Origin of the sequence: Nostoc sp. EspVER01 (assembly GCF_034530635.1) — a bacterium.
Lineage (GTDB): Bacteria > Cyanobacteriota > Cyanobacteriia > Cyanobacteriales > Nostocaceae > Nostoc.
Map to the genome: position 1 here is coordinate 137,876 of NZ_JAVRCS010000009.1, position 24,522 is coordinate 162,397.

At 41.5% G+C, this 24,522-nt stretch carries 20 protein-coding genes, 1 tRNA gene and 1 riboswitch; of the genes, 9 read left to right on the forward strand and 12 right to left on the reverse strand.

The window, feature by feature from the left end; translation table 11 throughout:
• Positions 1-287: 287 nt before the first annotated feature.
• The 8 genes from RMX69_RS10520 to RMX69_RS10555 all read right to left on the reverse strand — a co-directional run bounded on the left by RMX69_RS10520 (position 288) and on the right by RMX69_RS10555 (position 6,960).
• The gene (locus RMX69_RS10520; protein ID WP_322637430.1) at positions 288-1,268 is read right to left on the reverse strand and encodes a 2-dehydropantoate 2-reductase; all 981 of its coding nucleotides are present in this window, start codon (positions 1,266-1,268) and stop codon (positions 288-290) included.
• Between the two features lie 111 nt (positions 1,269-1,379).
• Entirely contained in the window at positions 1,380-2,255 is an 876-nt protein-coding gene (locus tag RMX69_RS10525) for an inositol monophosphatase family protein (RefSeq protein ID WP_322637431.1), read from the reverse strand.
• Positions 2,256-2,423: 168 nt separating this feature from the next.
• Positions 2,424-2,912: a PEP-CTERM sorting domain-containing protein gene (locus tag RMX69_RS10530; RefSeq protein WP_289797097.1), complete on the reverse strand. Its 489-nt coding sequence runs from the start codon at positions 2,910-2,912 to the stop codon at positions 2,424-2,426.
• A 77-nt stretch (positions 2,913-2,989) separates the two neighbouring features.
• Entirely contained in the window at positions 2,990-3,793 is an 804-nt protein-coding gene (locus RMX69_RS10535; RefSeq protein ID WP_322637474.1) for a cobalt-precorrin-6A reductase, read from the reverse strand.
• 222 nt (positions 3,794-4,015) lie between these two features.
• Entirely contained in the window at positions 4,016-4,429 is a 414-nt protein-coding gene (locus RMX69_RS10540) for a DUF1636 family protein (RefSeq protein ID WP_289799988.1), read from the reverse strand.
• 21 nt (positions 4,430-4,450) lie between these two features.
• Positions 4,451-4,613: riboswitch (cobalamin riboswitch) on the reverse strand.
• Positions 4,614-4,691: 78 nt separating this feature from the next.
• The gene (cobA, locus tag RMX69_RS10545) at positions 4,692-5,471 is read right to left on the reverse strand and encodes a uroporphyrinogen-III C-methyltransferase (RefSeq protein ID WP_322637432.1); all 780 of its coding nucleotides are present in this window, start codon (positions 5,469-5,471) and stop codon (positions 4,692-4,694) included.
• A complete protein-coding gene (locus tag RMX69_RS10550; RefSeq protein WP_322637433.1) occupies positions 5,468-6,193 on the reverse strand; it encodes a sirohydrochlorin chelatase in 726 nt (241 codons plus the stop codon). Before RMX69_RS10550 ends, cobA begins: the two co-directional genes overlap by 4 nt.
• A gap of 383 nt (positions 6,194-6,576) precedes the next feature.
• The gene (locus tag RMX69_RS10555) at positions 6,577-6,960 is read right to left on the reverse strand and encodes a DUF4359 domain-containing protein (RefSeq protein WP_289797100.1); all 384 of its coding nucleotides are present in this window, start codon (positions 6,958-6,960) and stop codon (positions 6,577-6,579) included.
• A gap of 124 nt (positions 6,961-7,084) precedes the next feature.
• Here RMX69_RS10555 and RMX69_RS10560 point away from each other — a divergent pair.
• The 4 genes from RMX69_RS10560 to RMX69_RS10575 all read left to right on the forward strand — a co-directional run bounded on the left by RMX69_RS10560 (position 7,085) and on the right by RMX69_RS10575 (position 13,208).
• Positions 7,085-7,157, forward strand: a tRNA-His gene (locus RMX69_RS10560).
• 1,331 nt (positions 7,158-8,488) lie between these two features.
• A complete protein-coding gene (locus tag RMX69_RS10565; protein ID WP_322637434.1) occupies positions 8,489-10,909 on the forward strand; it encodes a sucrose synthase in 2,421 nt (806 codons plus the stop codon).
• A gap of 551 nt (positions 10,910-11,460) precedes the next feature.
• On the forward strand, positions 11,461-12,555 hold the full coding sequence (locus RMX69_RS10570; protein ID WP_322637435.1) for an AAA family ATPase: 1,095 nt from the start codon (positions 11,461-11,463) through the stop codon (positions 12,553-12,555).
• Positions 12,552-13,208, forward strand: a complete 657-nt coding sequence (locus RMX69_RS10575) for a DUF4276 family protein (protein ID WP_289797103.1) — start codon at positions 12,552-12,554, stop codon at positions 13,206-13,208. The genes RMX69_RS10570 and RMX69_RS10575 overlap by 4 nt, the downstream gene beginning before the upstream one ends.
• Positions 13,209-13,375: 167 nt before the next feature.
• Here the strand turns inward: RMX69_RS10575 and RMX69_RS10580 are convergent, their stop codons facing one another.
• Positions 13,376-13,930: a peptidoglycan-binding domain-containing protein gene (locus RMX69_RS10580; protein ID WP_322637436.1), complete on the reverse strand. Its 555-nt coding sequence runs from the start codon at positions 13,928-13,930 to the stop codon at positions 13,376-13,378.
• Positions 13,931-14,574: 644 nt separating this feature from the next.
• Positions 14,575-15,291 carry an ROK family protein gene (locus RMX69_RS10585; protein ID WP_322637437.1) on the reverse strand — a complete coding sequence of 239 codons (717 nt, stop codon included), beginning with the start codon at positions 15,289-15,291 and terminating at the stop codon, positions 14,575-14,577.
• A 422-nt stretch (positions 15,292-15,713) separates the two neighbouring features.
• On the opposite strand from RMX69_RS10585, the gene RMX69_RS10590 reads away from it, so the two are divergent.
• The gene (locus RMX69_RS10590) at positions 15,714-16,217 is read left to right on the forward strand and encodes a 2TM domain-containing protein (RefSeq protein WP_289797106.1); all 504 of its coding nucleotides are present in this window, start codon (positions 15,714-15,716) and stop codon (positions 16,215-16,217) included.
• Between the two features lie 95 nt (positions 16,218-16,312).
• Here RMX69_RS10590 and RMX69_RS10595 read toward each other — a convergent pair whose 3' ends face one another.
• Together RMX69_RS10595 and RMX69_RS10600 are read right to left on the reverse strand one after the other, a co-directional pair.
• Entirely contained in the window at positions 16,313-16,879 is a 567-nt protein-coding gene (locus tag RMX69_RS10595) for a phycobiliprotein lyase (RefSeq protein WP_322637438.1), read from the reverse strand.
• A gap of 75 nt (positions 16,880-16,954) precedes the next feature.
• Positions 16,955-17,635: a HEAT repeat domain-containing protein gene (locus tag RMX69_RS10600; protein WP_099104155.1), complete on the reverse strand. Its 681-nt coding sequence runs from the start codon at positions 17,633-17,635 to the stop codon at positions 16,955-16,957.
• A 500-nt stretch (positions 17,636-18,135) separates the two neighbouring features.
• Between RMX69_RS10600 and RMX69_RS10605 the strand changes: the two genes are divergently transcribed.
• The 4 genes from RMX69_RS10605 to RMX69_RS10620 all read left to right on the forward strand — a co-directional run bounded on the left by RMX69_RS10605 (position 18,136) and on the right by RMX69_RS10620 (position 24,447).
• Positions 18,136-19,149: a zinc-dependent alcohol dehydrogenase family protein gene (locus tag RMX69_RS10605; RefSeq protein ID WP_322637439.1), complete on the forward strand. Its 1,014-nt coding sequence runs from the start codon at positions 18,136-18,138 to the stop codon at positions 19,147-19,149.
• Positions 19,150-19,429: 280 nt separating this feature from the next.
• Positions 19,430-21,418 carry a pentapeptide repeat-containing protein gene (locus tag RMX69_RS10610; protein WP_322637475.1) on the forward strand — a complete coding sequence of 663 codons (1,989 nt, stop codon included), beginning with the start codon at positions 19,430-19,432 and terminating at the stop codon, positions 21,416-21,418.
• A 515-nt stretch (positions 21,419-21,933) separates the two neighbouring features.
• Positions 21,934-22,782, forward strand: a complete 849-nt coding sequence (locus RMX69_RS10615) for a hypothetical protein (protein WP_322637440.1) — start codon at positions 21,934-21,936, stop codon at positions 22,780-22,782.
• 360 nt (positions 22,783-23,142) lie between these two features.
• The gene (locus RMX69_RS10620; RefSeq protein ID WP_322637441.1) at positions 23,143-24,447 is read left to right on the forward strand and encodes a hypothetical protein; all 1,305 of its coding nucleotides are present in this window, start codon (positions 23,143-23,145) and stop codon (positions 24,445-24,447) included.
• Positions 24,448-24,522 lie beyond the last annotated feature (75 nt).

Consider the following 24,522-nt stretch of genomic DNA (forward strand, 5'->3'; position numbering starts at 1 on the left):
TGCCATTGCATCGACTTGTTATGCCATTGCATCGACTTGTTATGCCATTGCATCGACTTGTTATGCCATTGCATCGGCTTGTTATGCCATTGCATCGACTTGCAAGCCTTAATTAATGCATAATAAAGTCTCTGCTTAGGGAACTCTAATAAATAAATTATTCAATCTTGTGGGGTGGGCAACATGAGCGCCCAATTCACAGGACAGGCAAGATGCCCATCCCACAAGAAATATTGTGATATTTTATTACTTGGAAATCCCTTAATCCCATAAAAACTTCGGGACTGTCAAATTCTGACTTTAGTCGCCTCCAGCAACTTAACGCTGGCATAAATCGCATCAATATAAGGTGTAGGAATTTGAGTAAGTTTTCCCAATTCTGCCACCGCACCAACGATCGCGTCTATCTCCGTAGCGCGTCCGGCTTCAATATCTTGTAGCATTGAGGTTTTATGGGCACCAACGTTTTCTGCGCCATTAATTCGCTGTTCTAAAGTGATGCCAAACTTGATACCTAAGTTTTCTGCGATCGCTTGAGTTTCTGTCATCATTTGTCGCGCTAGTTCGCGGCTGAGGGGATAACGACAAATATCCTCTAGAGTCGCACCAGTTAAGGCACTGATGGGATTAAACGCTACATTTCCCCACAACTTGATCCAAATTTCCGTGCGAATCTGATTGCGGATTGGTGCTTTGAATCCTGCTTGTTTTAAAGTCTGTGCCAATAATTGGATGCGTTCTGTTTTACTACCATCGATTTCACCGAGAGTAAAGCGATCGCCTTCAATATGTTTGATTACACCCGGTTCAATTATCTCAGTTGCCGGGTAAACCACACAACCGATAGCGCGTTCAGCACCGATACTAGCTTCAATGATCCCATCTGCGTCAACAGATTGAATCCGCGTACCTTCAAACTCACCGCCATGCTTGCGAAAGTACCACCAAGGAACGCCATTTTGGGCTGTCACCACCATCGTATGAGGATTGTAGAGTGCAGGGAGAAAAGGTGCGATCGCACGAACACTGTGAGCCTTCACAGTTAAAATTACTACATCCTGTAGCCCCGCTTCTTGAATATCGCTAGTTGCCAGAAATGGAGTAGCAATTTGGCTAGAACCATCTGCCATGAGTAACTTCAGCCCATTTTTTTGAATTGTCTCCAAATGAAAACCACGCGCGATTAGTGTCACCTCTTCACCCGCCAGTGCCAATTTCACCCCTAAATATCCACCAATCGCACCCGCGCCAACAATACAGATTTTCATTTAGCCAAAAAATATGATTTGTAGAAAACGGTATCCAATTAAGTTCCCAGTAGTAAATTCTCCAGATCAGAGTGGAAAGATTCACAACTACTACTCATTACTCATTACTCATTACTCATTACTCCTAAAGCTTCGCATCGCTTCTAATAAATCTTGATGAACAGATTTTGAAGCAGCTACGATCAATCCAGGCATACTATAGTTTTGACAAGTATGCAGTGGCGGTAAAGTTGAACCGTCCAGAGTAGTTACAATCCAGCCAGCCTCTTTTGCAATAAAAGCGAGTGCAGCACTATCAAGAAATTTGCCCGATTTAATGACTGCTCCACTCAAATCGCCACTGAGAATACCATTGAGATTGGGAATTTGAATATCACTAGAGTAATCAGCCGCTATATCGATTACTTTATATTTATCTTTTAATAAATGTGCGATAGAATTCATTCCCCATCCCAATAAAATAGAAGGTTTGGCGGACGTTATATCTAATGGGGCACAAGCTTCTAAATTCATCTCCAGCGTGCCTTTAAAAGCACCTTCACCTCGAAGGGCGTAAAAATAAATGTTTTGGGCAGGAGAAATGGCAATTACTGCTTCAAAGTCATCCGCATTTAGAATACTGAGAATAATTTGGTAATTAGAATGTCCATCCATATAAAACTTCGTGCCATCAATCGGGTCAAGTGTTACTAAGTAATCACCTTCTGAACCGAGGTCGGTAGCACGAAAATATTTGGTATTATTAGAACTTTCATATTCTTCACCATAAAAGCGAATATCTGGAAAAGTTCCTAGTAATACTACTTCTACTAGATTTTGAATAGCCACATCTGCATCAGTAAGAGCGGCACTAAAAAAGTTGTTTGCTTGTTCTTTGGCAGGAAGTGCAGCAATTTTTGGTTGTAGAAAATGGGCATAGGCTGCTGCTACTTTGAGATGGGGGAGTAAAGTCTCTAAAATTAATCGAGTAGTTGGTTTTGTGGACATTGCAGCAAACTCCTTTTAGAAATAATCTATCGTCCGCAAGGCAATAGAATTCTATATCTAGACAAAATTACGGTATCATTTGGATGCAATGATACCACCGTTGCTATATTACTTTAATCTGTATGTCTCTAAGAGCCTATAGAGGAGTAAACTCAAAATAGAAGTGGGTTAAGGGGCAATGATTAGGGTCGCAGAAAAACTAATGGGTAATTCCCTATCTTCTAATCCTAAATTTTCAAAACCTGGTTTAGTTGGTGCAGAAAAAACCTCTAAATAACCTGGTGTCGGCAAAAAACTAGCGAAAAATGGACTAGAATAATTTCCTCCCGAAGTGGAATAGGCAAAACCCTTATCTGTTAATTGCTGAGTATTAAGGCTAATTAAATTATCAATATCAAAAGGTTCGTTTCCTGGCATTGGAGTACCGGCGGGTTGCAGGCCAGTAATTGTTTCACCATTTCGTGTACCAGTAATTTCAGTAATCAGGTAAAAACCCAAATCGTTAGGGGTGTCATTAGTCGTCAAAGTACCGTTCGCCGCTATGCCAGTACCAGAATAATTCCAACTCCAACTTAAAGCAGAAGCGGCTGGCATTGTCCCGAAAACTAATCCAGATATGGTGGCAAGGGCTATAACAGATAAAGCTAGATTTTTCATGGAATTTGTGACTGCGATCGTTCCCGTGTATTATACGGAATTAGGAAAGATCGTATTATCAATTTTGCCTATATTATTTAGCAGCGATCCCTACGGTGGTCACTGAGTGGCTGGTGAGCGGAGTCGAACCATGTCGAAGTGCGGGCTACGCCTACGCATAACCACGCCAAAGCAGCATCAACATTACTAACCTGCTCTCCTGGCGGTACAGCTGGGCGATTTACCATCACAACCTTTACGCCCAGTTCTCGCGCTGCAATTATCTTGGGCTTTGTGGCATCGCCACCGCTATTTTTACTGACGATGGTATCAATGTTATTCTCAATCAGAATTTGTCTCTCATTATTGAGGGTAAAAGGCCCGCGATCGCACAATACCATCCCCGGCGGTACTAAAGCATCTTCGCCAGGAGGGTCAATCATCCGCATCAAAAACCAAATTTCCTCCAAATGAGCAAAAGCGCCCAGTTCTTGCCTTCCAACTGTCAAAAATACCCGCTGTGACTGATTTTGCAGGGCTATTGCTGCGGCTGCAACATTATCAACTTCAATCCAGCGATCGCCACTTTCTTTTTCCCAAGGTGGACGGATTAACATTAGACGGGGTACTCCAACTTCCGTTGCCGCATCTGCTGCATTGAAGGAAATCTGACTAGCGAAAGGATGGGTTGCATCAATTAATAAGTCGATTTCCATAACTCGCAGATAGCTAGCCAATCCAGCCGCACCACCGAAGCCTCCAACTCGCAAATCGCCCAACGGTACTGACGGTTCGCGGGTGCGGCCAGCTAGAGAGGTGATTACTTCTAACCCTTGGATAGTCGTAACTTTGGCAGCTAGTTCTGCTGCATCACCAGTCCCACCCAAAATCAAAACACGCATCATTAAAAAGGAGTCAGAATTCAGAATTCAAGATTCAGAATACTGTACCCATAAAAGGACAGGTTCAAGGAAGAAATATTTGAATTTCTTTTTGCCCACGGAGAAAGAGGTTTTAATCTATACTTACACTCTCGCGGACTCGCTTTGCTTGGCTCTATCAGCTATTCGTACAGAAAACTTTACTGAATTCTGACTCCTGACTCCTGACTTCTGACTTCTTCTTCATAAAGGTGGAATCTTTGCTAAAATGCCCTTTTTCATTGCTTCTGGACGCTCTGACCAAGGCAGCAAACCATCTGCTTTAGCATAGTATTGACTAGCACATTCCAGCACCGCAGAAGCACTCCCATCAACAGCTAAATCACCAAATAAATATGTTAATTTGCCTTTGGCACTAAAGGCGACTACACAAGAACGATTACAAGCACTCATGCATTCAACTTCCTGAATTGGGAATTGATCTCGTAAGTCCCAATCTTGTGCCAACTGCTGAAGTTGGTGTAAAAGTTTTTCACCACCACTTTCACCTAAACGTTTTCCATTTTGCCAAACACTGGCACAGGTTTTGCAAACAAATAAAGTATGTTCAGCAACTTCCATTGGACTGGTTGGGGAAATATTTACAGTCGTAGTCATCTGTACCTCGCAGATATGTGAAACTAATAAATCGATTTCGGCGGGCATCCTGACTCACTCAACTTGAGATTTTCCTTAATCTCAAATTGGTTCACAGTTGCGGGACAGCGCCGGATTTGCACCGAACTTTCCCCGTTACCTCTGGTAGCTGACTCCCACCAGAACCGAATAACCTTATCGATCATACACTCGCAACAGCCAAGATCCCCGACTTATTGAAGAAGTCGGGGATCTCGTTTGTGCGCGTTTGATTCAGGATTGCTTATACTGGACGACAGCCAGATAAAATACTGTGCATTTTCACTACTTGTCCAATAACTGCGATCGCAGGCGCACTAAATCCAGTTTCCTCTACTTGTGTGACTATTGTTTCCAATGTCCCAATTAATTCTTCTTGTTCTGGGCGCGTACCCCAGCGTACCAAAGCAATGGGCGTTTCTACATTCAACCCAGCAGTACTTAATTCTTCCACAATATAAGGCAGATTGTGAATTCCCATATAAATTACAATGGTTTCGGAACCGTGAGCGATCGCACTCCAATTCACTTGCGGTCTATACTTACCTGCCGCCTCATGTCCAGTGACAAATGTCACCGATGAACTATACAGCCGATGCGTTAAAGGAATACCTGAATATGCTGCTGCTGCAATTCCCGATGTGATACCTGGCACAACTTCCGTTGAGATTCCAGCGTTGACTAATTCTTCCATCTCTTCGCCACCGCGACCAAAAATAAAGGGATCGCCACCCTTTAACCGCACCACAATTGCATGATCCTGCGCTTTATCAATCAGCAATTGAGTTGTTTCTGACTGCAACAACGAATGTCTCCCCGCACGTTTACCAGCATTAATTTGCTCGGCTTGGGGATTAATCATTGCCAGAATTGCCGGACTCACCAAGGCATCATAGATAACTACATCTGCACATTCCAACAAACCTTTCGCCTTCAGGGTAATTAATCCTGGATCTCCTGGCCCCGCACCTACTAAATAAACCTTTCCCAAATACTTGTTCTCCTGCTTTTCTGTGCGGTTCATCTCTGTGTTAAATCCCAAATTAGCTCGGCTAATTCTGCACTTGCTCCCAGTGGCTTGGCCAGTTGGAAATTCACCGCAGAAAATTGTAATTTTAGCTCCTCTATTGAGGTGGCGATCGCATCGGTTATTCCACCAGCGAATAAAAAGTATGGCAAAATTGCAATTTCCCGATAACCAGCAGTTACTAACTCTTTCACCCGTGATTCTAAACTAGGAGGCCCAGCCCAATAAGCAGTCACGGCTCCCAAACTCGCCGCCATTGCTTCCACAGTTTCTTGCGAACCTGGGCGACGGCTACCATGAGCTAAGAGAATCCATGCTTCTGCTTTGATAGCAGCTATTTGCTTTGCCAGCAATTTCTCTAAATTAGGATGAGAACCTAAATATGGTTGCAACTCAATGATGATATCTTGACCAGTAGCCTGTTGTGCGAGTGCTACTTCGGCAGGAATATCTGTCATCACATGCACTCCCGGCAATAGAAATAGCGGTATAATTTTGAGGCGATTCTCATTTTGAGACTGTGTGCAATCGCCAAAAGCGCTTTTAGCAAATTGTTGAATCTGCTCGTGTAAAGGTTGAGGACTCATTTCTAAAGCAGCGATGCCAACTAAATGTTCGCTTGGCAATTTCTGACATACCAGACTAGCTAGTTGCTGCATAGCAATTTCTGGGCGGCGATCGCGACTTCCATGAGATAATAATAGATAGGCAGATGACATCGGCAAAGCTTGAACTTTCAGTTACTATATCTTACTTAAGATTCAGCCTGGGTTCATAAGTACTCTGGTAATTATTGAAACTATTATCAATTACTAAACAGAATTAGGGGTTGCATATTTGCGGGATGATTTTACTATTTTTGTGGGATGGGCAACATGAGCGTCCCTTGTATTTCCGGGCGGGCAGGATGCCCACCCCACAAGAATCATCCCTTAATTCAGCAACACCCAGAATTATTCTTAATCACTTTTACAGCGGAATTCAAGTTGTAAAGTACACAACTATTCGTTTCAAAAGCAGGTATAAAGCTTGTTTTTATTCTGTTAGCGCAGCCGATTCTGATTACTGAATTCTGCTGTATATTCTTCCCCTGCTGCTTACCTTATTGTTCTTCGGCAGTGTAAGTATAAAATTGATTAAAAGCTCCTACCGTTTCAAATTTGTATGAAGGTATCCAAGAGTTTATTTTTAAATCTGTACGGTAAACACTAAAAATAAGGAAATCTTGCCTTTCTGTAGTCTTGGCAATAATTTCTTGGATTTGCGGGCTAGCCGAGTCAACCAATTTATCACAATTAAAACGGATTAAATTTTCTATAATATTCGTAGTTTTTTTACATACATCGGTTTTTAAGTATTTTGTCAGGCGTTGAACTGCATATTCTTCATATTCAACTTGACCGGGATTGGTTTTCGCCATTGTCACACCCAAGGCGGCGAGGCCTACTGCTGCTCCAGTATACGCAATGATGGTCAATGGTTTCATATTTGCCAAGTAAAATTCGTTGTAATCGTTAGATTCCAGAGACTCTAAATCAACTAAGTCCGTTCCTTGAACAAAAACTCTTGATCGATTGCCAAATTATTGCTATAATTCAAATTGTTGAATGGCGAGCGTAGCCAAGTGGTTAAGGCAGTGGTTTGTGGTACCACCATTCGTGGGTTCGATTCCCATCGTTCGCCCTATATAATTTTATATTGATATATATATTCCTATATAAAGATAGGTTGTGGTTCTGAAGATTCATAACCATTACTTTAGCAATGATTTGTTGTATACGAGTTCATAGACTTGGAAGGGTTACAAACCTATAATGATTTATTACTTTATCTTATCAAGAAGTTGATGTATATAAGCAAATCTACTTTTTAGCAGCTTCTCTAGGAGACGGGCTATAGATAGAGAACCTGTTACTATGCTATCGGACTAAGCAGATGCTCTTACTTCTCTGGAGCCTGAGCTATTTATATTAAGAATTCCCGACTTCTCCAAGAAATCGGGAATTTGAGTGTCAGAAGTTTTTGAACGCACATTTAACTCTTAAAAAATGCCTAGAAGAATGATCAAAGTCAGCCCACAGAAGGCAAGTAAAGAAATAATCAGAATGTTGCCTATACTGTGGTCAGAAGGTGTTAACTTATCTGTATTGGTAGCCATATAAATCGACCCAATTTAAACAACCTTTGCCTAAATTATAACTATGGCAAATCAATATTAGTCTGCTTTTGAACAAAAATTTATTTTAATTTATTTAAGTTGAGCTAAATAGTTAAACTTCAGTAAAACTATTAACTTTTGTTTCAACTATTTAAAAAGAGATTAATGCCAAGACTATTACTTATTCCCAAAATTAATGCAAAACATGAATCATATTTTATTTTTGAAATTATTTACCTTATGTACAACAGATTTCAAGTTGGTGAGCTATACAAGCTATCAAAGCCTATTTTACCGGAATATTGGGTCTAAAGCCCCGTGCTTCTAACACAGCTTTAAAGTAATGAGTACGGAGTAATGAGTAGATGAAAAATGGGTATTTACTCATTACTCATTACTCATTACTCATTACTCCAGAATCACCGTGCGTTCACGGCGGTGAGGATGTCAATTCTGTTAGCGCAGCTTATTCTGATTATTATCAATTCTGAATTATGCTGTATGTGCCGCTCATCAAAATATACGCAAATCAATGATATAGTAAAGATTACATTAAGCAATTGAGGGCGTGATAATTTGTGCCCCAAATCTTATGATGGACTTATTTACTAACATCTATCAAAAGAAATAAAAATTGTATTCCTTTAGTGAGATCCAAAAATACTGAGTCATAGATACTTTAAGTAAAGTAGAACATGATTTAAGTGCCTGCTAAAAAGTTGATACTTGTAGGTACACAGGTAAATATAATTTATCTGTGTTGTTTCGTGTTTATATATGTCTAACAAAAGGTTGAGGCTTATTTGTCTCGCCTAGAAAGTTAACAATGCAAACATCGTCATTTAGTGGAGTTGCTATGTCTGAATTGCTTCAAGCAGTCTTAGATAGTGAAGAAAGAAGTGATTTACGTTCCTTTATTAGTGAATTACGCCAACAAGAAAAGAAGTACTTGCTACGGAACGACATACTCAATGTATATAGTGAGTATTGCTCCAAATCCCAGAAACCTGAAGGCTTTTACACTTCCTCGGAGTTAGGCAAACTCATTTACTATACTCAGGAAATTATTCAGGAAGACTCAAACTTCTGTTTCATCATCCGTTCTAAGATTGCCAGCCAAGAAGTTTATTGGTTGACATCAGACTTAAGCATTGAGCCGATGACGGTGCAGGATTTGTTGGATCTGCGCGATCGCTTGGTGGACAAATTTCATCCTAACGACGGCGGCTTGCTAGAATTGGATTTCGGCCCCTTTTATGACTACACCCCAGTCATCCGCGACCCCAAAAATATTGGTAAAGGGGTGCAATTCCTCAACCGCTATCTATCCAGCAAAATATTTCAAGATTCCAAACAATTGCTGGACAGCTTGTTGAATTTCTTGCGGCTGCACCACTACAACGGTGTGCAACTGCTAGTCAACGATCGCATTCAATCACAGCAGCAACTTTCTGAGCAAGTTAAGAAAGCTATCAGTTTTGTTAGTAATCGCCCCGCAGATGAACCCTACGAACAATTCCGCTTCCAATTGCAGTCAATGGGTTTTGAGCCGGGTTGGGGTAACACCGCAGCGCGAGTGCAGGAAACCCTAAATATTCTCGATGAATTGATTGATTCTGCCGATCCTCAAACCCTAGAAGCATTCATTTCTCGCATCCCGATGATTTTTAGAATCGTCTTGGTGTCAGCTCACGGTTGGTTTGGGCAAGAGGGAGTTTTAGGGCGTCCCGATACCGGCGGTCAAGTAGTTTACGTCCTTGACCAGGCAAAGAGCCTAGAGAAGCAGCTACAAGAAGATGTTCTGCTTGCGGGTTTAGAGAAATTGAATGTCGAGCCAAAGGTAATTATTCTCACCCGTTTGATTCCCAATAGTGATGGTACTCTTTGTAATCAACGGCTAGAAAAAGTCCACGGGACTGAAAATGCCTGGATTTTGCGAGTGCCTTTACGGGAATTTAACCCTAACATGACTCAAAACTGGATTTCTCGGTTTGAGTTTTGGCCTTATCTAGAAACTTTCGCCATTGATTCTGAAAGAGAACTACGGGCAGAATTTCACGGCACACCTGACTTAATAGTTGGAAACTATACTGATGGGAATTTAATAGCATTCTTGCTGGCGCGACGGCTGAAAGTTACTCAATGCAATGTTGCCCATGCTTTGGAAAAATCTAAATATTTGTTCAGTAACCTCTACTGGCAAGAATTAGAGGAGAAATATCATTTTTCCTTGCAATTCACAGCTGATTTGATTGCCATGAATGCTGCTAATTTTGTGATTAGCAGCACCTACCAAGAAATTGTCGGAACACCGGATAGTGTGGGACAGTACGAATCTTATAAGTGCTTCACCATGCCGGAGTTGTATCATGTTACCAATGGCATTGAATTATTTAGTCCCAAATTTAATGTTGTACCGCCAGGAGTAAACGAAAATAATTACTTCCCCTACACTCGAAATAAAGACCGGGTAGAGAGCGATCGCCAACGCCTTGCAGAAACCCTCTTTACTCTGGAAGATCCCACACAAATCTTTGGTAAACTCGACGATCCTAACAAGCGTCCTCTCTTCTCAATGGCGCGTCTTGACCACATCAAAAACCTCACAGGTTTAGCTGAATGTTATGGTCAAAGTAAAGAATTACAAGAGCATTGCAACTTAATTTTGGTAGCGGGTAAATTACGCGTCGAAGAATCAGGCGACAACGAAGAACGTGACGAAATTATCAAACTCTACCAAATAATTGACCAGTACAATCTCCACGGGAAGATTCGTTGGTTGGGTGTGCGCCTGACTAAAACTGATTCTGGTGAAATTTACCGAGTCATTGCCGATCATCAGGGAATTTTTGTACAACCAGCTTTATTTGAAGCTTTTGGTTTGACAATTTTAGAGTCGATGGTTTCAGGATTACCGACTTTTGCCACACAGTTTGGTGGGCCATTAGAGATTATTCAAGATAAGGTGAATGGATTTTTAATTAACCCAACAAATTTAGAGGAGACAGCCACCAAAATTGTGGACTTCATCACAAAATGCGAACAAAATCCTAACTATTGGAGTGAAATTTCCCAACGAGGAATTGACCGAGTTTATAGCACCTATACTTGGAAAATTCACACTAGCAAGCTGTTATCATTAGCACGGATTTATGGCTTCTGGAACTTTACCTCAAAGGAAAATCGGGAAGATTTATTGCGCTATATTGAGGCTTTGTTCTATTTAATTTACAAGCCAAGAGCGCAACAGCTATTAGAGCAGCATCAGTACCGATAATAAGTTAGAAGGGATAAGCTGTTCCATATTTAACTCAATACGCTTGGTTTAAGAATTTTTGATATGTAGAGACGTTGCAATACAACGTCTCTAAAAAGGATTGCGGGCTTAACTAAACCGTATAGTAAGGATATTTAAATTACTGTGGACAAAAATCTTTATTTATATATTAATCGAATAATATCATGTCCGCATAATTAGTTATGATTCCCAGAGTCATTGCACCCCACCCCCAGCCCCTCCCCGCTCTTCGGGAGGGGAGACAAAGCGCAGCTTTGGCGGGGTGGGGTTCTTGGGGTTTAGTAAGTAATCAAGCGGACATGATATAAGAAGAATTTACCTTTTGATTAGTGTTCCAGATCCGAAAGCAATGTCTACGATGGGCTACGCCTACGGAGAAGATATTGTCAACAAGCAAGATTTCATGCGGATATATGAGAAATTTTTGATAAAATGTGCTGATCCTAGCTAGATGAGCTAAATCACAATTACTATTAAGGTCTATTTGTGAAATAAGCAGTCCAAAAGCTTAAAAATCAGGAAACCATTCCATGAGCGATCTGACCAGTGACAGCCAACTATCAAGGATTGTTTTGAAAGGCTTTAAGTCTATTGCTGAATGTGACCTTAAGCTTTTGAAACTAAACGTACTTATTGGATGTAATGGTGCAGGTAAATCTAACTTCATAGGCTTCTTTCGCATGGTTCAGCAGATGCTTGAGAGGAATCTGCAAGTTTTGGTAAGCCGCCAGGGTGGCCCCGATGCGATCTTGCATTTTGGCCGTAAAACAACTGAGCAACTAGAGATTGAGCTTTATTTTGGAAACAACGGGTACTTCGCTACTCTTGAACCAACTCAAGACAACCGTCTAATGTTTTCCAAAGAATCTTTTTGGTGGAATATGAGCGGTGAGCGTGAAATCGGTAGTGGTCATTTTGAGAGTAAGGCTTTACGAGGCAGTGGCACAAGAATTGACAAGTACATATTACCCACCATGCGGCAGTGGCGGGTTTATCATTTCCATGATACAAGCGACAGCGCTTATGTGAAGCAACCACACAAGATTAATGATAATGTTTACTTGCGTTCTGATGCGCGTAATCTTGCAGCTTTCCTATATTTGTTAAGTGAAAATTATTCGGAATCTTATCGGCGAATTGTCAAAACAATTCGACTTGTTGCTCCTTTCTTTGGTGATTTTTATCTACGTCATTCTCCACAAAACAATGAGGTGATCGAGTTGGAATGGGTCGAGCAAGGTCAAGATATTCCGTTTAAAGCTCATCTTCTTTCGGATGGAACACTTCGTTTTATATGCCTGGCCACTGTCTTTTTGCAACCTACTTCCCTTCAGCCCGAAACGATTTTGGTTGATGAACCTGAGCTAGGTCTTCACCCGTATGCAATTACTGTTCTTGCATCGTTAATGCGTTCCGCCGCAAGAGAAAAACAAGTTATTGTTTCAACTCAGTCGGTTGAATTGCTCAATGAATTTAGGGCGAAAGATGTAATTGTTGTAGATCGCGATCGTGGTAAATCATCCCTCCGAAGATTGAATGAGGATGATTTACACGAGTGGCTTGAAGACTACAGCTTAGGAGAACTGTGGAAGAAGAACATCCTTGGCGGGAGACCTTCACGATGATCCGAATACACGTTTTTGTAGAAGGACAGACGGAAGAAACTTTTGTAAAAGAAGTACTCTGCGAACATCTTCAGCGAAAAGAGATATATCTCAACCCCATTCTTGTGCGAACTAGCTCAACAAATAAGGGTGGTGTAGTGAGCTATGCAAAGATCAAGCCGCAATTAAATCGTAAATGCCTTGAGGATGTTTCGGCGTTCGTCACTACGATGTTTGATTTATATCGATTGCCAAATGATTTTCCAGGAAGCAGTTCTCTGCCTAGTACGAATGACCCATTTCAGAAAGCTGAATATCTTGAGCAGCAAATGAGCGCAGATATTAAACACCAAAATTTTCTCCCCAATTTACTGGTTCATGAGTTTGAGGGACTCCTGTACAGCAATCCACAAGCTTTTCTCGCATGGTTTGACCAAAGTATAGTAGATAGTCTACAGGCAGAGCGTGACTTATTCCTTTCACCTGAACATATTAATGAAGGCCCGACAACAGCCCCATCTAAACGAATTATTAGATGTTGCCTTGGATATGAAAAGCCATTACATGGCTCCTTGATTGCAATGGATATTGGGTTGGATACAATACGTCAGCAATGCCAGCATTTCAATCAATGGTTAATGCGTCTTGAAAAGATCAACGGTAGTAATGGCTAAAGAAAATATATTGCCCTCAAAAGACAGTAAAAATGTTATTTGTGTTCTCCATATTTTAGAAAGTTTTCAGCATTATTACTAATTTACAAAAGTGATTTTTTCTGAGATTTCCATAAATGAATCAGGAATTATGAATAATACGAAGTTTCATAACTCCTAACTTCTAACTAAATTGTTAGCGCACTCCAAGTTCGTTGACCAACTACTCCATCTACACCTAAATTTTGCTGATTTTGAAAGGCTTTGACAGCAGTCTCTGTTAGTGCGCCAAAAATCCCATCTACTCTCACAGCATAACCGTTAGTCACTAATAACTGTTGTAAGGCTCTGACAGCAATACCAGAACTACCAAAATAAAGAGTCGGTAGAGGTTGGCTACTAAACTTCTGGAACCTTCCTGTAGCCTTTGTACGGACTTTACCTCCAGACTGAAAAGACTTCTTAGGCTTACCTAAGTTAGAAGAAATTAGTCCCAGATTCTTTTTGCTAATTTTCTGAAGTATGTGTTCTTTTTCTGGTTTCAGCGCTGAGAGAGAAGCCTGAGAAATCTCATCTGTCTGCATAAATTCAGGTGGCGTAATTTTAGCCGCTATCTCTAACTGACTCTGTTTTGACTGGTTTACGTCATTTTCCATTTGCAATAATTGCTGCTGTGGCAAATTGACCCCAGATGCTTGTCTTATTGTTAATACGCCCGTCATCATCAGGCCAATTTCATTCATTTTAGTTTATTTTATTTCAAGCAATTTTTTTTAACCAACAACATTATTCTTGTCCGGGATAGTACATACTGACCAAATAAAAAAGTCATGTACTAATTTTTCTAGATAATATTTTTATGTTCATATTTGCTCACCTCCGATTCCATTTAATCAGATTAATATCATTAATCAAGCCATCAAGTAATCAGACCTACTATCTAAATCAATGGGTTAGACAATAACATACTATACGATCGCCAGGGAATGCCATCAAACAAATTTACCTTTTAGTTAAGGATTATTGGTCTTTGAAGACGCGATAAATCGCGTCTCTACAATAAGGGTTTTGGGTTTATCTGAACTGTATTGCAACTTATGTCGCTCTTTCAAGCTATTCTCGAAAAGCGCACACTTTCACCTCAAAAGAATGAAACCGCACAACCTTGTTGCACGGTATGGAATTTGAGTTAAAGTTTAGATACCACATAAAAAATCACACAGGGGCACTGAACATAATGTTTGTGCAATTCTCTTGTCTAATCTGTGTTAATTTTTATATCATTTTGAAACTTTGAGAAAGAATGCACCTTAATCAAAAAGCGTGTAGGCGTAGGCCGCCCTTAGATATCGCTGAGTACTCTCAGTTGTGGATATTGAAAAACTTTTTACCTTTTATCATCTCGCCACAAAGCAATACCGCCTAATAAACCAGTGATATTGGGGATGAGTTTAACATTTAACGGTAGCTGTAAATTCACTTTCACAGCTTCACCACCACCAATGTAAAGGTAATCATAATTAAACAGATGTTGCAAAGATGCGATCGCTTTTTCTAAACGCCTATTCCATCTTTTCTCACCAATTTTTTCTAACTCTGCACGCCCCAACTGCTGCTCAAAAGTCTCTCCTTTGCGAAACGGGTGATGCCCCATTTCCATATTCGGTACCAGCTTACCATCCACAAATAAAGCCGAACCAAAGCCTGTACCCAGAGTAATAACTAATTCAACACCTTTACCTGCGATCGCACCAAATCCCTGCATATCTGCATCATTAATCACCCGTACAGGCTTGTTTAAGTGTTTTAATAATGCTGTTTCCAAATCAAATCCGATCCAATCTGGATGTAAGTTTACCGCTGTTTCCGTAACTCCACACCGCACCACACCGGGAAAACCGACCGAAACGCGATGAAATTCACCTTGAGCGGCAGCTAAAACTACAATTGCATTAATTACAACCTCCGGTGTCGCAGGTTGCGGTGTATCTAAACGCGCCCTTTCCGTTACAGGATGCCCCGTAATATCCAAAACCATCGCCTTAACGCCACTACCGCCAATATCAACCGATAGGGTACGAATTGATCCATTTTCTTCAACCATTGAGTTACATCCTTGTTAATGCTTGTTATTTCGTTATTATGCTCTGCTGCATTTGATAATATCTTGGATATTTGGAGAGTCTTTATATTGGTGGGGAAATGGGGAAGCAGCACTTCTCTACGAGAGGCTGCACTTCGACTACGCTCAGTAACCAAGAAGAAGTTGCAGTAAATTTTTCCCCTCTGCCCCCCTGCCCCTCTGCTCCCCTGCTCCCCTGCTCCCCTGCTCCCCTGCCCCTCTGCCCCTCTGCTCTCCTGCCCCCTGCCTCTTTACCCTATACCCAAAGTTAAAAATCCCATACATTAAATGCCGGACAGCATCTAGATTTGTTAATCTAAGAATAATAGAGATAGTACTGGCGTAGCTGCTTAAAATCTATCGGGCAGCAAATTTCTATTAAAAGTAATATAAGAGAAAGAATTATGACGGCGTTTGAACCTCAAAGCATCCGCTCGTATAGCCAAGAAGATGTCCAACAAATTCTGCACTTAGCGATCGCTCGTCAAGCAGATGATAAAGACACAGAATTTTCTTATGAGCATATATTAGAAATTGCTGCTGAGTTAGAAATTTCACCTGAGTCTTTAAAATTAGCAGAACGTGATTGGGTTGCACAACAGGGGCAACTCCAACAACGAAAAGCTTTTGACGCTTATCGCATCAGAAGATTTCAGAAACGCCTAAGCAAATATGCAATTTCCACTGGCTTTTTTATACTGCTTGATTTAATCACAGGTGGCGGAATTTCTTGGTCGCTGTACATTTTGCTATTCTGCGGATTGCCTGTAGCGCTTGATGTCTGGAATACCTTTCAAATCAAAGGTGAAGAGTATGAAATGGCATTCCAAAAGTGGAGTCGTAACCATCAGATTAAGAAAACCATCAGCACAGTTTTGAATAAGTGGTTTAAGGTATTACAGGCTTAATCAAAACTTTCCCTAACCCATCTCTACTTAATTCCCCCCAGAAACGCCTACTGTGTAAACCGTAGCCAGAAACGGGGGGAATATTTACGCTCGAACTAACTAGATACTGAATTAGCCGCCTCGGAAACCTTCTCGGCTGGTGGAAAGCCACCCATACGAATCTCAGAAGTGAAGGAAGTGATACTAAATCCACCAAAACTTTTGAGGACGTTTACCCGCATTCGCAAATTGGGGCTAGCAAACCACAGCCGTTCCTCTGAAAAGATGGTTTCATCCTCTGTAGTTAGGATTAAAGCACCATCACTGTCAAATTTATAGCGTCCGGGAACTGGAGTTTTATTGGCATCAACTATCTCTCGCAGTAACCTCCCTTGGGCCGGATTATCCGCATCAGGTACCGAAACTAACACAGTTGAACCACTATGTTTTGTTTGATCCTTGTCCATTGTGCCGTTCCAGGTAATTTTGGTAGCACAGGAAGCAGAACTAGGATTAATGTTGTAACTTTGACACAGCTTGACTGCTTCTGGATGATCTAATGGCAGCGCCTCAATGATGATATCTGACTTGCTATGTTCCGATTGGTTAAAAGCCAAATGTTGACTAGTACGATGAGAAAACCATTTACCAGTACTTAACTGAAAAAACTCTTCAATATTCATGAATGAAATTACCCTGCATCAAAATGCTAAAATTCCCACTTAATTATTATTAAAAGGTAGTAGGAGGCTTTAATATTAAGCTTGATTGCCTATTTCCTCAAGCTTCTTGAGACCAATTCTGGCTGCCTCAGCAACGTTGAAATGATTGTCTTTTTCCAGGTATTTTAAAGCTGAGACACTCTTGGGAGTGGGAAGATTTCCCAAGGCTTCTGCCAAACGCTGCCTGACTAACCAATCATCTGATTCGGCAAAGCGCAGGATCTTATCTACAGACTCGATGTCTTGAATTTCTCCCAGTGCAGAGATTGCAGCTTGTTGTAATACGACTTCTTTGCTATCCAATGCCTGAAGAAGAATTTGACGGGCACGAGGATCTTTAATATTACCTAGAGAAACAGCTGCACTAAATCGCACTAGCCAATCAGTATCTTCATAAAATGCCCGTGAAAGCACCTCAAAGGCTCTGGCATCACCCAAATATCCTAAAGCACCAGCGGCATCAGCGCGTATACCATAATCGGGGTCATTTTCGAGAATTTTTACCAAAATAGAATAACATTCTGGCGTTGGCTTGATTCCCAGAGCAAATATTGCCATCGATCGCAGTTGCAAAGATTCGTCGTCTAGTACCTTTTTAATCAAAGGTACTGCATCCTCAGCCGCAACATGACGCAGATTAGCAAGGGCTACCATGCGATCGCGTAAATTCGGACTTTCTAACTGAGTAGAAATTTCTTGTAAGCTTAGAGCTGCCATTTAGTTCAAAGCGTTTTCTTTACTTATCTTAATTTACTCGATCTGTTCATCAGGCTGTCGCCATCGTGAAGTAGGAGTTTGGCGACTTTACAAAATGGCTCGATTATGAGTCAAAAATAAACAAATGTTACTTACCGTGAGAATATATATTGAATTTAGAAGTAACGCGGTGTGCAACTTTCTCTCAAACCTAACCCCCAGCCCCTTCCCTACAAGGGAAGGGGAGCAAGACTTAAAGCCTCTCTCCGCTTGCCTAACGGCAGGCTAACGCCAACGGGGAGAGGTTTGGAGAGGGGTTTTAAGAATAAGTCGCACATCGCGCGAAGTAATTAAGGGATAATCTTCAAAGCTTCAGTCGCTTGTTTTTTGTTGAATGTAGATGTAGGGCGATCGCACCTGGTCGTCAAAAATCGCAGTTTTCCCTCAAACATAGCTTTGTGTTCACCCTCTTACGCTAAAGTTGCATAAGAACGTGCATCTAAAGCCAGGAGGAAAGAGTTGTGAAAGCAGTCTTGATGACAGCAGCTGGCAGTCCCGAAGTTCTGCAAGTACAGGATGTGCCAAACCCTGCTGTTCCTGTGGGGAATACTGAACTTTTAGTGCGTTTGGTGGCGGCTGGTATTAACCCCATTGACACTAAACTTCGGAGTCGAGGCAGTTTCTACCCCGATCGCACGCCGACTATTTTAGGATGTGATGGTGCAGGTATTGTCGAAGCAGTGGGTGCTGGCGTTCAGCGTTTTCGCGCAGGTGATGAAGTATATTTTTGCTATGGGGGCCTAGGCGCACACCAAGGAAATTACGCTGAATATACCGTTGTCGATGAGCGGTTTGTGGCACGTAAACCCGCGTCTATCTCCTTTGCCGAAGCAGCAGCAGCGCCTTTAGTATTAATCACCGCCTGGGAAGCGTTATATGAACGAGGACGATTAGAACCTGGGGAACGGGTTTTGATTCATGCGGGTGCTGGTGGTGTCGGCCATGTAGCAATTCAATTGGCGAAACTCAAAGGTGCTACTGTTTCCACCACAGTGGGTTCTGAGGAAAAAGCTAATTTCGTCAAAGAACTCGGTGCCGATAATGTAATTTTTTACAAACAAACAGACTTTGTGCAAGCGGTATTAGATTGGACTGGCGGCGAAGGCGTAGACCTGGCTTTTGATACCGTAGGCGGCGAAACTTTTCACAAAACCTTCCCCGCAGTGCGAGTCTATGGCGATATTGTTACCATTCTCGAACCAGATGCCAACACTGTTTGGAAAACTGCTAGAACTCGCAACCTCCGCATCGGTTTAGAATTCATGTTGGCACCAGCATTGCTAGGATTACAAGATAGTCTCCACCATCATGCAGAAATTCTCGAACAATCTGCCACTTGGATCGATGAAGGCAAATTAAAAATCCATGTCAGTCACAAATTTCCTTTAAAAGAAGCAGCTAAAGCCCACCAATTAATTGAAAGTGGGTCTGTGGCAGGTAAAATTGTTCTGCTGATTAGCGACGAATTTGCATAATTTATCTTTTAAACGCATAGGCGCTTCTCTACGAGACGCTACGCGAACGCCTTCCCGCAGGGTAGGTACGCAGAGGTTAAACGCAAAGGTACACAAAGGAGTTTCTCTGCGTACCTCTGCGCTTCCCTTAGCGTTCCTTTGCGTTTTACTCCTCCTTCCCCTACCAGCTTCGGCAGCACAAACACAACCAGAACGCACACCCTTAACCTTAGAATTATTGCAAGAACGACTACGCACACCGACACTCCGCGAAGGAAATTTGACCGTAGATTTGCAAAAAATGGCGATCGATTTACGCCCAGAAAACGCCAGCTTTCGTGATGCTTTTTACCAACTTCTGCGAAAAGAACTCGGTACAAAACCTCTGGGTTTAGACCTCAGCAATGCTTTGATTCTGGGGGATTTTGTCGGCAGCGATTTGGGTTTAAGAACACCATTGTATGCAAAAGCCATTGCACCTATTTTCACCCCTACCGAACAAGAAAAACTAGAACGTTTGCGCTTCGTTTGTCTAGAGTCACTCGCCATCGCTTTACCCAACTCTAAAGATTGTCGATCGCTTCTGGGAACAGAGTCAACCCCAGCCAGTGAAATCGCTGTCTTTCGTGGTGTCTTAACACTGGTGCAAACTCGCTTCAATGGCGAAGTGAAGTTCTCCAATACTTTTTTTCTTCAGTCTGTTGATGCCCAAGGTGCAACTTTTCTCCAACCTACTGACTGGACTCAAACCAGATTTGCTCGTCCTGTTAGTTTCACCAGTGCTAACTTCCAGCAACCAAGCAATTTTCAGGGCAGTATATTTTTTGAGAAAGCTAACTTTAAAAAAATTAAATTTCGGGAACTGGCTGATTTTCAAGGTAGTATCTTTGAGACAACTGCCAACTTTAACCAAGCAACTTTTAAACAGTTGGCTAAATTTAGTAGTGTCCAATGGCAAGGAAATGCTGATTTTTCTGAAGTGGATTTTGCCAATCAAGCCCAGTTTACTAAAGCAGATTTTAATCAGTTCCTCCTTTTAACAGAAGCGACTTTCGAGCAATCTGTAAGCTTCCGAGAAGCGGAGTTTAACCAATTGGTAAATCTGCAAGGTGCAAATATTCTGAACCTTGCAGATTTTAGTGATGCCAGGTTTGCTAAGGAGGCTTGTTTAAGCGTATCTGGTTTAACTTTTAACTCTAACCAAGCGAAAATTTTAGGTAATCCCGGTGAGATTGGTAAGATGTTCTGCATCCCAACATTACAAGGTAATCAAAACATCTTGCGGAATTTGGGGCAAAATTTCCGTCAGCAGCAGCAAGTTGCCGATGCAAATGAACTGGAATACACAAAACAACGACTGCGATTAATCGAATTTGGCCATCGTTTGACGGCTACAAATATTAATAGTGCAACTGTTGCCAGTTTGATTAATCTGGGTTTTTCTGCAACTCAAGCCCAAGCGATCGCCCAGCGTCGTCTGGTAAAATCCTTTCGCAACAGTAGTGAGTTACTCACCATAGCAGACATCGATTTAGAAAAATATACCAAACTAAGCGATCGCTTAATTGTTGGCGAAACCCTTTCTATAGTTGGGTGGTTGCTGCAAGCTTGGAGTTGGTTGGCGTTGAGTGTATTGCTGTTGTTGAGTGGCTATGGGACAAATTTTTGGTTAGTGTTTGGCGTAGGAGGATTAGCGATCGCTTATTTCGGCTTACTATTTTGGCTAGTGGATCGCTACCGTCGGCTGCATCCCGTACCAATTATTCCCACATCCTACGAAACCATTTCGATATTAGTCAGTTTTAGCATTTTAGAATTCTTCAGCTTACTAGCGATCTTTCGCAATGCTGAACAACCTTGGCTGACATTGGGATGTCTTTTCATAATTATTGTCCCCGTCCCAATGGCTTTATTGATCCGACTTTACCAACAAGGTCGTTATCATGACTTAATGGACGTTTCTTACTTTACAGAAGACGGCACATTTCGCCAGTTACGATTATTGATTGGGCGTTTGCCAGTCATACCAAGGAATCAGACGTTTCGTGAACGATATATGCCCTTGTTGTGCGATCGCCGTTGGAACTGGCTCAACTACTATGATTTTAGTCTCAACAACTTAGTTAAATTAGGATTTAATGATATTCGCCTGCGAGATGAACATTTACCAGGTATTATCTCTGCACTTGCTTGGTATCAATGGAGTTTGGGTTTAATTTACATTACGCTAGTTTTGTGGACACTTTCTCGCACAATTCCGGGATTGAATTTGCTGATTTATCTGAAGTAATCTCTGCACTTCGTAGTGGTGCTAATATTATGCAACGTATTCCAGAGTGCCAGGAACCGTGCTATTTATTGTTATCAGTCTGGCAGTATTACATCAGATAAAAGTGATAGAACATCGGTTAAACGCAAATTAATTAAATACCTAAAAATTTGGCAAATTTACCCAAACATTGTTCATTGCAATATAATATTTAACCAAATTTAATTTTGACTATACAAACATATCAGTTAACTTTTTAAATCATTGTCTAAAAATATCTACAAGTTTGATAAATTCATCAAAATATTTTTCATTGCCCTTCAAAATTAAATCACATAGATTGTAAGTGTAAGTAGCATTGATTAAAAATCGATTATCTCCACTTAACCAAGATAATCAAATAATCTAATAGCTACTAACTAGCTTTGCTAACAAAAAGACAACAAATCAAAATGACAAAACAGACTTAATTTTTGTCTATTTTATGTTGCGATGCTAGCAAGAATTTTATCAAAACAATAAGAGGATTAATTCTAATGGCAGAAAATTCAAGTAATAGTGGTAGCAGCAACTCCCCTACTAGTGAGAATAATCCGATTAGAGATTCGCCCTTCGGTCGCTTGAGTGAAGTTATCCCTGAGAAAGACCTCCCCAAGATATTCAGTGGTGTTGGTAATGGAGAAAGTGGTGGTAGCCCATTTGGTGGCGGTGGTGCTGGCGGTGGTAGTAACCCTGATTTAGCCTATGGTGGTAATCCCTTCGCTGGCGACAACTTCTGGAATATCTTTGCAGGGGGTGTAAACCCATCCGCAGGTGGTGGGAACCCATTCGCAGGTGGTGGGAACCCATCCGCAGGTGGCAGCAACCCATCCGCAGGTGCTGGGAATCCATTCGCAGGTGGTGGTAGCCCATCCGCAGGCGGTGGCAACCCATTCGTAGGTGGTGGCAACCCATTCGCAGGTGGTAGTAGCCCATCCGCAGGCGGTGGCAACCCATTCGCAGGTGGCGGCAACCCATTCGCAGGTGGTGGCAGCGACCCTTTGACTGGTGCTGGTGGCGGGAACCCATCCGCAGGTGGTAGTAACCAAGGTACTGGTAGCGACCCTTTGACTGGTGCTGGTAGCCAGACCTATGGTATTAGCACAAGTGAAATACCAAACGGATTCGATTTGAGGGTTACTATTGACAAGGTAGTTGACTCAAGGCTTGACAAGGAACTGGGTGGTGGAGGAATCCTATCATTTGGTGGTAGTGGACAAACCTCTCCATTTGCTGGTGGACAAACCCTACCATTAGGTAGTGATGCACAAACCTCCCCATTTGGTAGTAGTGGACAAACCTCCCCATTTGGTGGTGGTCAAACCCTACCATTTAGCGGTCAATAAATCCCGTTTGCTTAATAGAATCCTTGCAAAAATGAGCAGATAAATAGACGGAACAATAATGAGTTCTTCAGTACATAGTATGCTAGTACAGTTTGGCGCAAATAAACATACCATTCGATAAAGCTCAAAAGGGTGTATTATTATCGTTGATGTGCCTTCTGCCTTATTGTACTAGTTTGCTGTTTTATGTCCTGTAACTCTTTATAGGTAATAATTTAAGCAATATTTTCTGTTAGTTTGACAGTAAGATAATTAAAGCCTTTATTTTAAAGAGATTTTGGGTTTAGCAAATTCATAATTGTTATAAAAAGTACTGAATCCTTACTAAATTTTTAACTAAAGATAGGAAAATTAGCGCCAATGGAAGAGTCTGCTGTCAATCCCCTTAATGGTGGAGTTCTCTTAAGTGCAGGTGTCCCTAACAGCGTTAGTTCCTTTGCTCCCAATGGCAGTTTGTCTGCTGAAGGGAGCCTGTTGACAGGTAGTAGCAATCTGTTATTAGGTAACGGTAACAATCCCATTCCAGGTGGCGGTATTAACCCGTTTGCAGGCGATGCTGGCAGTGGGCTTCAGCAATTAATCTTTGATCGATTAAAGTCAATTTTAGGTGATAACTTTTTCAAAGGTATTGACAACACATTGGCAGGAGGTAGTAATCCTTTTGCAAACAGTGGTTATACGATTCCAGGTGGGGCTACCAACCCATTTGCAGGCGGTAGTAATCCGTTTTTAGGCGGTGGTAATGCGATTCCAGGAGGAAGTAATCCTATAGCAAGTGCTGGAAGTCTGCTTCAACAATCGCCTTTCGATCCGTTGAAAGAAGTTCTTGGTAACAATATACTCTTTAGTAACATTGGGAATACATCTAATTCAGGTAGCCAAACCTTTAATCAGAGCAACGCACCGATTGGGAAAAGTAACAAGAATTTTGGTAATAATAACGCAACTATTGGTAATTTTAATTCGGATTATGGCAGTAACAGTGCAACCATTGGGAATGGTAACTGGAACTTTAATAATGACAACGCAACCATCGGTAATGGCAACTGGCTATTTGGAAAGAGTAACACAACTCTTGGTAACGGCAACTGGTATTGGGACGATGGAAGTAATAATTCAACATTAGGTAATGGTAATTGGCACTTTGGCAGTGACAACGCAACCATTGGGAACGGCAATTGGGACTTCGGTACTAATAACACAATTATTGGTAATGGTAACTGGGTTTTTACCAATGGAAATGAAATTATTGGTAATGGCAATTGGTTAACAAAGACTGATAACACAAAGATTGGAAACGCTAACAATATCAGCAGTTTAAATTTATCCCCACTAGGAATAAAAACTGATGTTAACAATCTGATTGACTCTCTTATAGGTAAAGTAGGTCAAAATTTTCTTGGGTTCACAGGGAATTTTGATGTATCAAGTAGCCAAACCTTTAAACGCCTCATCTCTTCTAAAAGTGTTGGTAATGACACTGATATATCTAGCGATATTGAGCAACTTTTGGCATCACTCAGCCCAATTCAAGAAAATTTCATCAATTATCAGCCTGTGCAAAACCCTCAGCCTGTCCCAGAACCTGCTTCTTCAGTGTCGTTGGTAGTAATGGGATTCGTGTGTTTGCTGTTGTCACTGTTCAAAAAAAAGCAACACTGTTAAGGTAAATTCAATCCTTCTAAACTTATTGCGATCGCACTTTCTGTGGGAGCATCCCACTTTTTTATATGTCATTGC

Excerpts from the sequence above, each read along its gene's own strand:
- RMX69_RS10610 (WP_322637475.1), top strand. The coding sequence starts at position 19,430 with ATGGCGATCGATTTACGCCCAGAAAACGCCAGCTTTCGTGATGCTTTT.
- RMX69_RS10540 (WP_289799988.1), bottom strand. The coding sequence starts at position 4,429 with ATGACTACGACTGTAAATATTTCCCCAACCAGTCCAATGGAAGTTGCT.
- RMX69_RS10615 (WP_322637440.1), top strand. The coding sequence starts at position 21,934 with ATGGCAGAAAATTCAAGTAATAGTGGTAGCAGCAACTCCCCTACTAGT.
- RMX69_RS10535 (WP_322637474.1), bottom strand. The coding sequence starts at position 3,793 with ATGCGTGTTTTGATTTTGGGTGGGACTGGTGATGCAGCAGAACTAGCT.
- RMX69_RS10600 (WP_099104155.1), bottom strand. The coding sequence starts at position 17,635 with ATGGCAGCTCTAAGCTTACAAGAAATTTCTACTCAGTTAGAAAGTCCG.
- RMX69_RS10580 (WP_322637436.1), bottom strand. The coding sequence starts at position 13,930 with ATGAATGAAATTGGCCTGATGATGACGGGCGTATTAACAATAAGACAA.
- RMX69_RS10550 (WP_322637433.1), bottom strand. The coding sequence starts at position 6,193 with ATGTCATCTGCCTATCTATTATTATCTCATGGAAGTCGCGATCGCCGC.
- RMX69_RS10620 (WP_322637441.1), top strand. The coding sequence starts at position 23,143 with ATGGAAGAGTCTGCTGTCAATCCCCTTAATGGTGGAGTTCTCTTAAGT.
- cobA (WP_322637432.1), bottom strand. The coding sequence starts at position 5,471 with ATGAACCGCACAGAAAAGCAGGAGAACAAGTATTTGGGAAAGGTTTAT.
- RMX69_RS10595 (WP_322637438.1), bottom strand. The coding sequence starts at position 16,879 with ATGAATATTGAAGAGTTTTTTCAGTTAAGTACTGGTAAATGGTTTTCT.
- RMX69_RS10530 (WP_289797097.1), bottom strand. The coding sequence starts at position 2,912 with ATGAAAAATCTAGCTTTATCTGTTATAGCCCTTGCCACCATATCTGGA.
- RMX69_RS10590 (WP_289797106.1), top strand. The coding sequence starts at position 15,714 with ATGACGGCGTTTGAACCTCAAAGCATCCGCTCGTATAGCCAAGAAGAT.
- RMX69_RS10565 (WP_322637434.1), top strand. The coding sequence starts at position 8,489 with ATGTCTGAATTGCTTCAAGCAGTCTTAGATAGTGAAGAAAGAAGTGAT.
- RMX69_RS10585 (WP_322637437.1), bottom strand. The coding sequence starts at position 15,291 with ATGGTTGAAGAAAATGGATCAATTCGTACCCTATCGGTTGATATTGGC.
- RMX69_RS10570 (WP_322637435.1), top strand. The coding sequence starts at position 11,461 with ATGAGCGATCTGACCAGTGACAGCCAACTATCAAGGATTGTTTTGAAA.
- RMX69_RS10520 (WP_322637430.1), bottom strand. The coding sequence starts at position 1,268 with ATGAAAATCTGTATTGTTGGCGCGGGTGCGATTGGTGGATATTTAGGG.
- RMX69_RS10555 (WP_289797100.1), bottom strand. The coding sequence starts at position 6,960 with ATGAAACCATTGACCATCATTGCGTATACTGGAGCAGCAGTAGGCCTC.
- RMX69_RS10525 (WP_322637431.1), bottom strand. The coding sequence starts at position 2,255 with ATGTCCACAAAACCAACTACTCGATTAATTTTAGAGACTTTACTCCCC.
- RMX69_RS10575 (WP_289797103.1), top strand. The coding sequence starts at position 12,552 with ATGATCCGAATACACGTTTTTGTAGAAGGACAGACGGAAGAAACTTTT.